Origin of the sequence: Phenylobacterium sp. (assembly GCF_013822795.1) — a bacterium.
GTDB lineage: Bacteria > Pseudomonadota > Alphaproteobacteria > Caulobacterales > Caulobacteraceae > Phenylobacterium.
This window is the reverse complement of sequence record NZ_PNLB01000009.1, coordinates 99,260-113,594: the sequence shown is the minus strand read 5'-3', so window position 1 is coordinate 113,594 and position 14,335 is coordinate 99,260. Positions and strand designations below refer to the sequence as shown.

Annotated in this window: 10 protein-coding genes; 5 read left to right on the top strand and 5 right to left on the bottom strand. The window is 68.0% G+C overall.

Going from position 1 to position 14,335, the window contains the following annotated elements; translation table 11 throughout:
• Positions 1-21: 21 nt before the first annotated feature.
• Together C0481_RS10060 and C0481_RS10055 are read left to right on the top strand one after the other, a co-directional pair.
• Positions 22-666, top strand: a complete 645-nt coding sequence (locus C0481_RS10060) for a DUF47 domain-containing protein (protein WP_293403233.1) — start codon at positions 22-24, stop codon at positions 664-666.
• Between the two features lie 5 nt (positions 667-671).
• Positions 672-1,688, top strand: a complete 1,017-nt coding sequence (locus C0481_RS10055) for an inorganic phosphate transporter (protein WP_293403231.1) — start codon at positions 672-674, stop codon at positions 1,686-1,688.
• On the opposite strand, the gene C0481_RS10050 is transcribed toward C0481_RS10055, so the two are convergent.
• The 4 genes from C0481_RS10050 to C0481_RS10035 form a co-directional block, all read right to left on the bottom strand.
• Positions 1,685-3,031: an amidohydrolase family protein gene (locus tag C0481_RS10050; protein ID WP_293403229.1), complete on the bottom strand. Its 1,347-nt coding sequence runs from the start codon at positions 3,029-3,031 to the stop codon at positions 1,685-1,687. The genes C0481_RS10055 and C0481_RS10050 overlap by 4 nt on opposite strands.
• Positions 3,032-3,190: 159 nt before the next feature.
• The gene (locus C0481_RS10045) at positions 3,191-4,642 is read right to left on the bottom strand and encodes a glutamate synthase subunit beta (RefSeq protein ID WP_293403226.1); all 1,452 of its coding nucleotides are present in this window, start codon (positions 4,640-4,642) and stop codon (positions 3,191-3,193) included.
• A 25-nt stretch (positions 4,643-4,667) separates the two neighbouring features.
• Positions 4,668-9,311, bottom strand: coding sequence for a glutamate synthase large subunit (gene gltB, locus C0481_RS10040; protein WP_293403224.1), 4,644 nt, complete (start codon positions 9,309-9,311; stop codon positions 4,668-4,670).
• 141 nt (positions 9,312-9,452) lie between these two features.
• Complete coding sequence (locus C0481_RS10035; RefSeq protein WP_293403222.1) at positions 9,453-10,598, bottom strand: L-lactate dehydrogenase; 1,146 nt, start codon at positions 10,596-10,598, stop codon at positions 9,453-9,455.
• Positions 10,599-10,654: 56 nt separating this feature from the next.
• Between C0481_RS10035 and C0481_RS10030 the strand changes: the two genes are divergently transcribed.
• Entirely contained in the window at positions 10,655-11,026 is a 372-nt protein-coding gene (locus tag C0481_RS10030; protein WP_293403220.1) for a DUF423 domain-containing protein, read from the top strand.
• Here the strand turns inward: C0481_RS10030 and C0481_RS10025 are convergent.
• The gene (locus C0481_RS10025) at positions 11,017-12,231 is read right to left on the bottom strand and encodes a multidrug effflux MFS transporter (protein ID WP_293403218.1); all 1,215 of its coding nucleotides are present in this window, start codon (positions 12,229-12,231) and stop codon (positions 11,017-11,019) included. The genes C0481_RS10030 and C0481_RS10025 overlap by 10 nt on opposite strands.
• Before the next feature lie 103 nt (positions 12,232-12,334).
• Here C0481_RS10025 and C0481_RS10020 point away from each other — a divergent pair, with 103 nt between their 5' ends.
• Both C0481_RS10020 and pip read left to right on the top strand, forming a co-directional pair.
• Complete coding sequence (locus tag C0481_RS10020) at positions 12,335-13,321, top strand: alpha/beta hydrolase (RefSeq protein WP_293403216.1); 987 nt, start codon at positions 12,335-12,337, stop codon at positions 13,319-13,321.
• 10 nt (positions 13,322-13,331) lie between these two features.
• The gene (gene pip / locus C0481_RS10015; protein WP_293403214.1) at positions 13,332-14,324 is read left to right on the top strand and encodes a prolyl aminopeptidase; all 993 of its coding nucleotides are present in this window, start codon (positions 13,332-13,334) and stop codon (positions 14,322-14,324) included.
• The last annotated feature ends 11 nt before the right edge of the window (positions 14,325-14,335 follow it).

Here is a 14,335-nt window from a genome sequence, read left to right as displayed (position 1 = left end):
ACGAAGGACACGGACGGACAGATGCTCACCTGGTTCCAGGCGTTGATGCCTAAGGAATTGAAATTCTTCGACCTCTTCAGCGCCCACGCCGAGAAATTGGTGGAGGGCGCAACCGCGCTGCGCGACGTCCTGCAGGGCGGCGACGGCGTCGCCGAGGCCTGCGCCCGCGTCGTGGCGCACGAAGACGCCGCCGATGGGATCACCCGCGAGGTGCTGCTGAACGTGCGCCGCTCGTTCATCACCCCGTTCGACCGCAGCGACATCCAGGACCTGATCACCTCGCTCGACGACGCGATCGACCAGATGCACAAGACCGTGAAGGTCGTCAGCCTGTTCGAGCTGCGTGAATTCGAAGACCCGATGCGGGAAATGGCGGACATCATCGTCGAGGCCGCCGTCCTGACCCGCGAGGCCGTCGGCCTGCTGAGCAACATGCGTCAGAACGTGACGCGGCTCAGCCAACTGACCGAACAGATCACCCACATCGAGGATCGCTCGGACGCGATCTACGACGCCGGCCGAAAGGCCCTGTTCCTGGCGCACCGACATAACGACCCGATGGCGTTCGTCGTCGGCGTCGACGTTTACAGCCACCTGGAAAAGGTCATGGACCGCTTCGAGGACGTGGCGAACCGCATCAGCGGCATCGTGATCGAGCAGGTCTAGCCCCAGTGGAGCTCCTTACCGGCTACGGGCCGCTGCTGATCTTCCTGATCTTCGTCGCGCTGGCCTTCGACTTCCTGAACGGGCTGCACGACGCGGCCAACTCGATCGCCACCATCGTGGCGACTCGGGTGCTGCCGCCGTTCATCGCCGTGGCCTGGGCCGCGTTCTTCAACTTCATCGCATTCCTGTTCTTCGGCCTGCACGTGGCCAAGACGGTGGGCGCGGGCCTGGTGATGCCCGAGCTGATCAGCGACGGGCTGATCTTCTCGGCGCTGATCGGGGCGATCGGCTGGAACCTGCTGACCTGGTGGGCGGCGATTCCCTCCTCGTCCTCGCACGCCCTGATCGGCGGGCTGGTGGGGGCCGGCATCGCCAAGGCCGGCATGGGCGCGGTCATGTGGGGCGGGCTCTCCAAGACCCTGTTCGCCATCGTCCTGTCGCCGGCCACCGGCTTCATCCTGGCGCTGTTCCTGGTGCTGATCGTCTCGTGGCTGTTCGTGCGGCTGACGCCGTTCGCCGTCGACGGGGTGTTCCGAAAGCTGCAGTTCGTCTCGGCCTCGCTCTACTCGCTGGGCCACGGCGGCAACGACGCCCAGAAGACCATGGGCATCATCGCCGCGCTGCTGATCGCACACGGCCTGGGCCCGAGCGACGGCGAGTTCCACGTGCCGCTGTGGGTGGTGCTGTCCTGTCAGGCCGCGATGGGCCTGGGCACGCTGTTCGGCGGCTGGCGGATCGTTCACACCATGGGCTCGCGGATCACCCGCCTGACCCCGATGCAGGGCTTCTGCGCCGAGACCGGCGGGGCGATCACCCTGTTCGCCGCCACCAGCCTGGGCGTGCCGGTCTCGACCACCCACACCATCACCGGCGCCATCGTCGGCGTCGGCGCGGCCAAGCGGGTCTCGGCGGTGCGCTGGGGCGTGGCCAAGGAAATCGTCACGGCCTGGGTCGTGACGCTGCCGGCCGCTGCGGTCATCGGCGCCCTGACGTACTGGGCGGCCGGGCGGTTCATGGGCTAGTCGTCGACCATGGCGCGGGCGGCGACGTCCGCGCCTGGATCGAAATCGGCCCGGGGATAGTCCTTCCCGCGCTTCACCGTCAGGGTGATGGTCCGCAGGGCGCGGATGTCCTGGCTGGGGTCCTGGCCGGTGAACACCAGGTTGGCGAGCTTTCCCGCCTCGATGGTTCCGAAATCCGGGGTCTTGCTGACGGCCAGGGCGCCGTTGCGGGTCGCCGCGACGATCGCCTGCATCGGCGAGAAGCCTGACTTGTCGACCAGCAGCTCGAGCTCCTCGTAGAGCGCCGGATAGGCGGCGGCAGGGTTCGAGAAGCCGTCGGTGCCGGCCGAGATCGTCACGCCGGCCTTCAGGGCCTGGGCGGTCAGCTGGGCCGCGAGCTCGACCGAGCAATAGGGCTTGCTGGGACGGGCCTTCATCGCCTCGTAGATGCGGACCGTGGCGTCGAGGACGACGCCGTCCCGCTTCATGTCGGCCAGCAGCGGGGCGATCTGCGGGTTCACGCCCCCCACGAACTTCTCTTCCTGCACGGCGGCGCGGCGGTGGTAGCCGGTCGGGATCTGGTCGGAGACCTGATAGGCCAGCATGCAGACGTGGCTGACGCTGTCGGGCCGCGCGGCCAGAACCTGCGCCGGCGTGGCCGGGAACACCGCGCCGTGGGTCCAGACCTGCAGGCCCTGGCGGTGGGCCTCGGCGGTGATGCGCGCCACCTCGGCGCCCGGCAGGTTCGCGTAGATCTTGATGGCCGTAGCGCTGGTCCCCTTGGCCTCGGCCACCGCCTGGCGAATGTCGGTGTCGGGGCCGATGGCCTGCATCCACGGAACCTGGCCGCCGACCGCGCCCAGCGAGGCGGCGCCGACGCGCGGGTCGTCGAAGAACGACGGGCCGGCCATCAGGGCGGCGTAGTAGATGTCGGGACCGGGAATTTCATCGATGCGCGTGGCGCGGGCCAGATCGGCGATGTTGCGCAGGTCGTCGGCCATGTCGCGGGTCGAGGTGATCCCGCTGTAGAGGTCGCGCTTGAGCTGGGCCTCGGCGAACCGGCGGTTCGGCGGCGTGGCCAGATGCTGGTGGCTGTCGGTCAGGCCCGGCAGCACGAACTTGCCGGTCATGTCGACGACGCGGGTGTCCGGCGACAGCTTGAAGGCGATCTCGCCTTCCTTCCAGACCCGCTCAATCCGCTCGCCGCGGACGAGGATGTTCATGCCCGCGCGGCCCGGCGCGCCGGTTCCGTCGATGAGCGTGACGTTGCGATAGACGGTCTGGGCCTGCGCCGGCGCCTGGGCGACGGCGGCGGGCGCGAGAGCGAGGACGGCGGCGAGCGCGGTGAGGCAGGAGCGGATCATGCCCCTGCCCTAGACCCTTTCCGGTTCAGGTGAAATCACCTGAACCGGGATGAAAGGGTCTAGCTTCAAAGAATAGGGCGTGACGGTCGCTTCAACCGGCTTCCACTTGAAGCTGTCACGCTCGGCTGCGTCTCGCCGGCCCGTCTCAACGCCTAAGCGTCAGCGGGGAAGCTTGCTGGTCCCCATCAAGTACTCGTCGACCGCCTGGGCGCACTGGCGGCCCTCGCGGATCGCCCACACGACCAGCGACTGGCCGCGGCGCATGTCGCCGCAGGAGAAGATGTTCGCCGAGGTGGTCTTGTAGTCGCTGACCGGCGCCTTGACGTTGCCGCGCGGGTCGAGGTCAGCGCCCGACTGGGTGATGAACTCGTTGTGGCGCGGGCCGACGAAGCCCATGGCCAGCAGCACCAGGTCGGCCTTGATCAGGAACTCGCTGCCGGCGACTTCCTGCAGCGACTGGCGGCCATCAGCGCCCGCGACCCACTCGACGCGAACGCACTCGACCGCTTCGACCTTGCCGTTCGAGCCGATGAAGCGCTTGGCCGACACCGCGAAATCGCGCTCGCAGCCCTCTTCGTGGCTCGACGAGGTGCGCAGCTTCAGCGGCCAGTCCGGCCAGGTCAGCTGCTTGTTCTCGCGAACCGGCGGCTGCGGCATGATTTCCAGCTGGGTGACCTGGACCGCGCCATGGCGGTTCGAGGTGCCGATGCAGTCGCTGCCGGTGTCGCCGCCGCCGATCACGACGACATGCTTGCCGGTGGCCGAGATGCCGCCGGTCGGGGCGGCGCGCAGTTCGTCGTCGCCGGCGTTGCGCTTGTTCTGCTGGGTCAGGAAGTCCATCGCGAAATGGACGCCCGCCAGTTCGCGGCCCGGGATCGGCAGGTCGCGCGGATCTTCCGCACCGCCGGCCATGACCAGCACATCGTAGTCGTCGAGCAGGCGTTGGACCGAGACGGTCTTGCCGACCTCGAAGTTAGTCCGGAAGATTACGCCCTCACCTTCCATCTGCGCCACGCGGCGGTCGATGAGGTGCTTCTCCATCTTGAAGTCCGGGATGCCGTAGCGCAGCAGGCCGCCGATCCGGTCGTTCTTCTCGAACACGGTCGGGGCGTGGCCGGCGCGGGCCAGCTGCTGAGCGCAGGCCAGACCCGCCGGGCCGGAGCCGACGACGGCGACGCGCTTGCCGGTGCCGCGCGGCGACATCTGCGGCGCGATCCAGCCTTCCTGCCAGCCGCGATCGACGATCTCGCACTCGACCGTCTTGATGGCGACCGGGGTGTCGATGATGTTCAGAGTGCAGGACGCCTCGCAGGGCGCCGGGCACACGCGGCCGGTGAACTCCGGGAAGTTGTTGGTCGACTGGAGGTTCTCCAGCGCCGTCTTCCACTGGTCGCGATAGACCAGGTTGTTGAAGTCCGGGATCTGGTTGTTCACCGGGCAACCCTGGTGACAGAACGGAATCCCGCAATCCATGCAGCGCGCAGCCTGCTTGGCGACGTCCGCCGCCGGCATGGGGTGGACGAATTCCTTCCAGTTCTTCAGGCGCTCTTGCGGCGCCTCGTAAGTGCGTTCCTGGCGCTCGATCTCGAGAAAGCCGGTGACCTTACCCATGATGCTGTCCCTCCGACTCTCGTGACTATTCCGCCGCGACGGCCGCAGCCGCCTGACGTTCCGCGGCCATCTCGACGAGGGCGCGGCGGTAATCCTTGGGCATGACCTTCACGAAGGAGGTCAGGGTCTGGTCCCAGTTCTCCAGGATCTCGCGGGCCCGGGCCGAGCCCGTATAGAGGTGGTGCCGCTCGATCAGGATGCGCAGGCGTTCGGCGTCGAAGCGCAGCACGTCGCCCATGCCGTTGTTGTCGACCGACAACGAACGCTGGCTCGGGCGGAACGGCTCGTCCTCGCGGGTCGCCGGGGCCGAGGGCTCGACCTTTTCCAGGTCGACCATCGCCTTGTTGCAGAGTTCAGCGAAGCGGCCCTTGGGATCGTAGACATAGGCCACGCCGCCGGACATGCCGGCCGCGAAGTTGCGGCCGGTGTCGCCCAGGACGACAACCACGCCGCCGGTCATGTATTCGCAGCCGTGATCGCCCACGCCCTCGACGACGGTGACCGCACCAGAGTTGCGGACGGCGAAACGCTCGCCGGCCACGCCCTGGATGTAGGCCTCGCCGGCGATAGCGCCGTAGAGCACCGTGTTGCCGGCGATGATGTTCTGGGTCGGGTCGCGGCGCGCCTCGGCCGGTTGGCGCACGACGATGCGGCCGCCCGAAAGGCCCTTGCCGACATAGTCGTTGCCGTCGCCAGTCAGTTCCAGCGTCACGCCGCGGGCCGCAAAGGCGCCGAAGCTCTGACCGGCCTGGCCGCGGAACTTGATGGCGATGGTGTCCTCGGGCAGGCCGGCATGGCCGTAGCGCTTGGCCACCTCGCCCGACAGCATCGCGCCGGCCGTGCGGTTGATGTTCTTGATCGCGTACTCGAGCAGGACCGGTTCGCCCCGCTCCAGCGCCGGAGCGGCGTCGGCGATCAGGGTGTTGTCCAGCGCCTTGCCCAGGCCATGGTCCTGGCGGTCCATGTTCCAGAGGCCCTTGGCGCCTTCCGGAGCGGCCGCATAGAGCAGCTTGGAGAGGTCGACGCCTTCGGCCTTCCAGTGGTCGACGGCGTCGCGGGCGTCGAGGCGGTCGACGCGGCCGACCATCTCGTTGACCGTCCGGAAGCCCAGCGAGGCCATGATCTCGCGCAGCTCTTCGGCCACGAAGAAGAAGTAGTTGATCACGTGCTCGGGCTGGCCGGTGAAGCGCGCACGCAGCACCGGGTCCTGGGTCGCCACGCCCACCGGGCAGGTGTTCAGGTGGCACTTGCGCATCATGATGCAGCCGGCGGCGATCAGCGGCGCGGTGGCGAAGCCGAACTCGTCGGCGCCCAGCAGGGCGGCGATGGCGACGTCCCGGCCGGTCCGCAGGCCGCCGTCCGCCTGCACCGCGACGCGGGTGCGCAGGCCGTTGAGCAGCAGGGTCTGCTGGGTCTCGGCCAGGCCGATCTCCCAGGGCGAACCGGCATGGACCAGCGAAGTCAGCGGCGAAGCGCCGGTGCCGCCCTCGAAGCCCGAGATGGTGATGTGGTCGGCGCGCGCCTTGGCGACGCCGGCGGCGACGGTGCCGACGCCCACTTCCGACACCAGCTTCACGGAGATGCGGGCGCCCGAATTGACGTTCTTCAGGTCGTGGATCAGCTGGGCCAGATCCTCGATCGAGTAGATGTCGTGGTGCGGCGGCGGGCTGATCAGGCCCACGCCCGGCGTCGAGTGACGGACACGGGCGATGTTCTTGTCGACCTTGTGGCCGGGCAGCTGGCCGCCTTCGCCGGGCTTGGCGCCCTGGGCCATCTTGATCTGGATGTCGTCGGCGTTGACCAGGTATTCAGCGGTGACGCCGAACCGGCCCGAAGCCACCTGCTTGATGGCCGAGCGCATCGAGTCGCCGTTCGGCAGCGGCTTGAAGCGATCGGATTCCTCGCCGCCCTCCCCGGTGTTCGAGCGGCCGCCGATGCGGTTCATGGCCACGGCGAGCGTGGTGTGGGCTTCACGGCTGATCGAGCCGAAGCTCATCGCGCCGGTCGCGAAGCGCTTGACGATCTCGCTGGCCGGTTCGACCTCCTCGATCGGAACCGGGGTCGCATTGAAGTTGAACCGCATGAGGCCGCGGATGGTCAGCAGGCGCTCGGACTGTTCGTTGATGGCCTCGGCGAAGCCCCGGTAGTCGTCCGAACGGCCGCCGCGCACGGCGTGCTGCAGCTTGGAAACGGATTCCGGCGTCCAGGCGTGCTGCTCGCCGCGCAGACGGAAGGCGTAGCTGCCGCCGACGTCCAGCATGGTCGCGTAGATCGGGTTGTCGCCATAGGCGTCGCGGTGGCGGCGCACCGATTCCTCGGCGACCTGCGCCAGGCCGATGCCTTCGATCGTCGTCGCCGTGCCCGTGAAGTACTTCTCGATCAGTTCCGACGACAGCCCGACGGCGTCGAAGATCTGAGCGCCGCAGTACGACTGGTAGGTCGAGATGCCCATCTTGGACATGACCTTCAGCACGCCCTTGCCAATGGCCTTGATGTAGTTCTTGCGGACCTCGTAGGCCGAAAGACCGATGCCCTCGCGCTGGCGCAGGTTTTCCAGCGTCTCGAACGCCAGATACGGGTTCACCGCCTCGGCGCCGTAACCGGCCAGGACGCAGAAGTGATGCACTTCGCGCGCTTCGCCGGTCTCGATCACCAGGCCGGTCTGCATGCGCAGACCCTGGCGGATCAGGTGGTGGTGGACGGCGGCCGTGGCCAGCGCCGCCGGGATCGGGATGCGGTCGGAGCCGACGCGGCGGTCCGACAGGATCAGGATGTTCTTGTCGGCCAGGACGTTGTCGGTGGCCTCGCGGCACAGACGCTCCAGCGCACGCTCCAGGCCCTGCGCGCCCTCGCCCGCCGGCCAGGTGGTGTCGATGGTCGCGGTGCGGAACGAGCCGTCCAGCAGTTCGCTGATCGAGCGGATCTTGGCCAGGTCCTCATTGGTGAGGATCGGCTGCGAGACTTCCAGGCGCTTGTGAGTGCCGGCATGACGGCCGAGCAGGTTCGGACGCGGGCCGATCATCGACACCAGGCTCATGACCAGTTCCTCGCGGATCGGGTCGATGGGCGGGTTCGTGACCTGAGCGAAGTTCTGCTTGAAGTAGTCGTAGAGCAGCTTCGAGCGCTTGGAGAGCACGGCGATCGGGGTGTCGGCGCCCATGGAGCCGATCGGATCTTCGCCAGTGGTCGCCATCGGGGCCAGGAAGAACTGCTCGTCCTCCTGGGTGTAGCCAAAGGCCTGCTGGCGATCGAGCAGCTGGGCGGCGTCGTTGGACAGCGCCTCGTTGAAGGCGATCTCGGGCAGCTCTTCCAGCTTGAACTGGGTGTCGCGCAGCCAGTCGGCGTAGGGCTCGGCCTCGGACAGGGAGCGCTTGATCTCCTCGTCCTCGATGATGCGGCCCTCTTCCATGTCGATGAGCAGCATCTTGCCGGGCTGCAGACGCCACTTACGGACGATGCGCTCTTCCGGGACGGTCAGCACGCCGACTTCCGAAGCCATGATCACATGGTCTTCGTCGGTGATGATGAAGCGGGCCGGACGCAGGCCGTTACGGTCGAGCGTGGCGCCGATCTGGCGACCGTCGGTGAAGGCGACGGCGGCGGGGCCGTCCCACGGCTCCATCAGGGCGGCGTGGTACTCGTAGAAAGCCTTGCGCTTGGCGTCCATGAGCGGATTGCCGGCCCAGGCTTCCGGGATCAGCATCATCACCGCATGGGCCAGCGGATAGCCGCCGGCGACCAGCAGCTCGAGCGCGTTGTCGAGGCAGGCGGTGTCCGACTGACCGTGCGGGATCAGCGGCCACATCTTGTTGAGGTCGGGGCCCAGCAAGTCGCTTTCCAGCGTGCGCCGGCGGGCGTTCATCCAGTTCACGTTGCCGCGAACGGTGTTGATCTCGCCGTTGTGGGCGATGAACCGGTACGGGTGAGCCAGCTTCCAGGACGGGAAGGTGTTGGTCGAGAAACGCTGGTGGACCAGGGCCAGCGCGCTCTCGCAGCGCTCGTCCAGCAGGTCCTTGTAGAAGGTGCCCACCTGGTCGGCGAGCAGCAGGCCCTTGTAGACCACGGTGCGGGTCGACAGCGACGGCATGTACAGGTCGGCGATGCTGGGAATGCCGTGCTTCACGGCCAGCTCGGCGAGCGGGTTCTGGGTCTGCTTGCGGACCGCCAGCAGCTTGCGCTCGTGGGCGTCCTGGCTGCGGATGTTCGGGCCGCGGCCGATGATCGCCTGGCGGATCACGGGCATGTCGGCCAGCACGGCGGCGCCGAGGCCGTCATTGTTCACCGGCACGTCGCGCCAGCCCAGAAGCGGCTGCTGCTCGACCTTCAGGAAGTGCTCGAACTGGGCCATCACGACGTCACGGGCGGCGTCGTCGCTGGGCAGGAAGCACATGGCCACCGCGTACTCGCCGGCCGGCGGCAGATCGACGCCTTCCTTGGACGCCCAGTCGCGCAGCAACGCGTCCGGAATCTGAATCAGAATCCCGGCGCCGTCGCCGACCAGCGGGTCGGCGCCGACCGCGCCGCGGTGATCCAGGTTGATCAGGATCTCCAGGCCGGCGGTCACGACCTCATGCGATTTGCGGCCTTTAATATTGGCCACGAAACCCACGCCGCACGCATCGTGTTCGTTGCGCGGGTCGTAAAGACCTTGCCGCCCGGGAGCTCCCATCGGGATACCTCGCTCTCAAAACTCAGGCACGCAGCAAGGCCGGCTTTCGGCGACCGTTGTTGCGCGCAAATTCGGCGCGCATTTACCCGGCAAGATCATCCCTTGTCGATGGGCCTGCGCGCCTCGAATTGAAAAGTTTTTCTAAGGTGCGACGTCTAGTAGCAACTTATCGGCGTCTCGCGCGGCATTGCAGCCGGTCAGGACCATGGCGGTGGCGAGCTCGGAACGCAGGGTGCCTAGCATCTTAGCGACCATGGGCCGGCCCCCTGCCCCCAGCGCGTAGGCCCAGGCCCGGCCGACGAAGCAGGCCTTGGCCCCGAGGCTGAGCGCCTTGAGGACGTCCAACCCTGAGCGAATCCCGCCGTCCATAAAGACTTCGAGATCGCCGCCGACCGCATCGACAACCGCCGGCAGGGCCGAGATCGACGAACGCACGCCGTCGAGCTGACGGCCGCCGTGGTTGGAGACCACCAGACCCTGGGCCCCGGCGCGAACCGCATCGCGCGCGTCTTCGGGGTCGAGCACGCCCTTGATCACGATCGGGCCGTCCCAGACCTGGCGGACGAAGTCGAGATCGGCCCAGGTGACCGATCGATCAAAATTCTTCGCGATCCAGCTCAGGAAGTCGGTGACGCTGCGCCCCTGAGGAATCGCGCCGGACACCGAACCCAGGCTGTGCGGGCGACCGTTCAGCCAGACGTCCCACAGCCATTCGGGGTGCGTCACGCCCTGCCAGGCGGTGTTCACCGCCCCGGAAAAGGCCGTCGCGCCGGTGAAGCCGGAGCGGACGTCACGATAGCGCGCGCCGGGCAGCGGCAGGTCGACGGTGAACACCAGCACCGGGCAGCCGGCGGCCTTGGCCCTGGCCAGCAGCTCGCGCATGTAGCCGCGGTCCTTGAGCATGTAGAGCTGGAACCAGGGCGGCGTGCCCGCCTCAGCGACCTCCTCGACGGAACAGACGCCGACGGTCGACAGGCAGAACGGGACGCCGGCGGCCGCGGCGGCCTTGGCGGCCTGCACCTCGCCGCGCCGGGCGTACATGCCGGCCATGCCGACCGGCGAGAGCCCGATCGGCATGCTCATCTTCTGGCCCAGCACCTCGACCGACATGTCGAGCTGGGTCATGTCGCGCATCACCCTTTGGCGCAGGGCCAGGGATTCGATGTCGGCGACGTTCCGCTCCAGCGTGACCTCGGCGTAGGAGCCGCCGTCAATGTACTCGAAGAACATCGGCGGCAGCCGCCGCCTGGCCAGCTCGCGATAATCGGCGACCGATGCCGGCTTCATGGAACGTCCCCCCTGTACTTGTGGTCAATGCTAGGAGGAGTCGCTACGCAGGGCGCATGAGCAATCTGCGTGTCTGGACGTCCGCCGCCGCGATCTGTGGCTTTCTTGCCGTCGCTTTCGGGGCCTTCGCCGCCCATGGCGTCACCGATCCCAAGGCCAAGGAATGGATGCATACGGGTGCAACCTACGCCTTCCTGCACGCCTTGGCAGTCTTCGCGTCGGTGACCGTGGTTAACGCCGGCGGACGGCTGGCGCGGGTGGCCCCGCCCCTGTTCCTGGGGGGCGTGGCGATCTTCTCCGGCTCGCTGTTCGCCATGGCGCTGGGCGCCCCGCGCTGGTTCGGGGCGATCACCCCGATCGGCGGCGTGTTGTTCATGCTCGGCTGGGCGGTGCTGGCCTGGGCCGCGATGCAGAAGCCTCAGGACTGAGCGCGCTTGGGTAAGGCCAGGACGCGCAGCGCAATGGCCGAGCCGATCACCGCCAGTGCCATGACCACCGCCATCGGCCGCGGCGTGCCGTCGTGGAACGCGCCCGAGAGACTGGCCGCCAACGCGCCGACGCCGAAGGAAGCGCCGCCCATCAGCGCCGAGACCGAACCAGCCCGGCGCGGATCGACATTCAGCGCGCCGGCCATGGTGTTGCCCTGCATGAACCCGTAGCTGGCCAGCAGCAGGAACAGCAGCGGCAGGATGCTCCAGCGCTCGCCAAAGCCGGTCAGCGCCGCGAGCGCCAAGGCGATGGAGGCCAGGACCGCGGCCAGGCTGGCCCGCTCCAACACCTCGTCGGGCGTGGCGCGGCGCAGCAGGTAGCGGTTCACCTGGCTGGCCCCGATGATCGCCGCGGCGTTGAGGCCGAACACCCAGCCGAAGTGCTGGGGCGAGATGCCATAGGTTCCGATCAGCAGGTCCGGCGAGGCCGAGATGTAGGTGAAGAGGGTCGCGCCGTTCAGCGCCCCGGCCAGGGCGTAGCCGACCAGGCGCGGCTGACGCAGCAGGGCCAGATAGGCTTTCAGCGGACTTTCGGAGGCGGCCTGGGCGGCGGTCTCGGCCGAGCGCGATTCCTTGAGCCACAGGAGGGTCGCCGCGCCGCAGGCCAGGCCGAACAAGGCCAAGGCCCAGAAGTTCAGCCGCCAGCCGCCGAGGGTCAGCAGCAGCCCGCCGAGCATCGGGGCGAGGATCGGCGCCAGGCCCATGATCAGGGTCATCAGCGACAGCATCCGCGCGGTTTCGGTGTGGGTGAAGCGGTCGCGGACCACGGCGCGGGCCACCACCCCGCCGGCGCAGCCGCCGAGCGCCTGGACGAAGCGTGCGGCGATCAGCATGTCGCCGGAGGTCGCCAGCGCGCAGGCGATCGAGGCGGCGACATAGATCGCCACGCCGACCAGGATCGGGCCGCGGCGGCCGAAGTGGTCGGAAGCTGGGCCGTAGAAGAACTGGCCGATGGCCATGCCGGCGAAGAACGCCGCCACCGTGCCTTGGGTCTGCGCGGCGGTGGCGCGCAGATCCGCGCCGATGGCCGGCAGGCTGGGCAGGTACATATCGATCGACATCGGCGCGAAGGCGGTCAGCGCCCCGAGCAGGAACACCAGGCCCCAGGGGGTGCGGTCGACGGCGGCGGCTTGCTGGCTGGTCATCGGGCCCCTTCTAGCGTCATTCGCGCCGATCGCGCCAAGCGCCGCTTGCCTTCCGCGCAAGGAACCCTGGCAAGCTGGACAAAACCTTCGGAGGAAGCCCGCCATGTCGACCGCCCTCGCCCGCCAGATGCCGCCCGTCCAGCACGCCAAGGTCAACGGCATCGACATGGCCTATTACGAAGTCGGGCCGCGCGGCCAGGGCGTGCCGCTGATCTTTTGCCATGGCTTCCCAGAGCTGGCGTTCTCGTGGCGCCACCAGCTGGCGGCCTGCGAGGCGGCCGGGATCTGGGCGATCGCCCCCGATCAGCGCGGCTATGGCCTGACTGAGCGGCCCGAGGCGGTGACCGACTACGACATGGAGCACCTGACCGGCGACCTGGTCGGGCTGCTGAATCACTTGGGCGCGGCCAAGGGCGTGTTCGTCGGCCACGACTGGGGCGGGATCGTCGTCTGGCAGCTGCCGCTGATGCATCCGGACCGCGTGGCCGGGATCATCGGGCTCAACACCCCGTTCATGCGCCGCGCGCCGCTCGACCCGATCGAGGGCATGCGCAAGGTGTTCGGCGAAGACATGTACATCGTCTGGTTCCAGAAGCCGGGGATCGCCGACGCGGCGCTGGCCGCCGACGTCGACAAGACCATGCGGTTCTTCATGCGCAAGCCGGCCGCTGTGGCGCAGGCCGCGGCCCCGCCGAGCGGCGGCTCGACCTTCGCGTTCGGCGACGCGCTGAACGCCTGGGACAAGGCCGACACCGCCAACCAACTGCTGACCGCCGACGAACTGGCCGCTTTTGTCGAGACCTTCGAGGCCACCGGCTTCACCGGCGGGATCAACTGGTACCGCAACTTCAGCCGCAACTGGGAGCGCTCGGCCGACTTCCCGACCCGGATCGACGGCGTCCCGTGCCTGATGATCATGGCCGAGAAGGACGTGGTGCTGTCGCCGGCCATGGCCGACGGCATGGAAGAGGTGATCTCCGATCTGGAGAAGGTGCTGATCACCGACAGCGGCCACTGGACGCAGCAGGAGAAGCCCGACGAGGTCAACCGGCTCATCCTGGACTGGATGGGGCGCCGCTTCCCGAAGTAGACTGGCCGGGATGGAACGCAACACCCCGCCTTTCGCCGTCTCGAACACCACGCACCGCAAGGGGCTGTATCCGGACAACGAGCCGTACGCCTATGGCTGGCTGCCGACCAGCGGGGCGCACGAGATCTTCTATGAGGAGTGCGGCAATCCCGACGGCAAGCCGTGCGTGATCCTGCATGGCGGCCCGGGCGGGGCGATCAACCCGACCATGCGCCGGTTCTTCAATCCGGCCAGATGGCGGATGGCGCTGTTCGACCAGCGCGGCTGCGGCAAGTCGCGACCGAACGCCAGCCTCGAGGACAACACCACCTGGGCGCTGATCGAGGACATCGAGCGGCTGCGCATCCACCTGGGCGTCGAGAAGTGGACCGTGTTCGGCGGCTCCTGGGGATCGACCCTGGCCTTGGCCTACGCGATCACCCACCCGCATCGGGTCGAAGCGCTGGTGCTGCGCGGGATCTTCCTGCTGACCCAGAGGGAGTTGCGCTGGTTCTACCAGGACGGCGCCTCGATGCTGTTCCCGGACGCCTGGACGCGGTTCTGCGCCCCGATCCCCGAGGCCGAGCGCGGCGACATGATGACCGCCTATCACAAGCGCCTGACCCATTCGGATCGCCGCATCCAGGCCGAGGCGGCCGCCGCCTGGAGCCAGTGGGAAGGCGACACCATCTCGATCCGCGGCCCGGAGGCGCGGCCCTCGAAGTTCAACGAGATCGACTTCGCCATCGCGTTTGCACGGATCGAGTGCCACTTCTTCGCCAATGGCGGCTTCTTCAAAGAAGACAACTGGATCCTCAACAACATCGACAAGATCCGCGGCATTCCGGGCTGGATCGTCCAGGGCCGGTTCGACGTGGTGACGCCGATGGACAGCGCCTGGCGACTGAAGACCGCCTGGCCTGAAGTGAATTTCGACATCGTCTGGGACGCGGGCCACGCCTCCACCGAGCCCGGCATAGTGGACGGTCTGGTCCGGGCCACGGATCAGGCGCTCAAGCTCTAGGATCCTGAGGG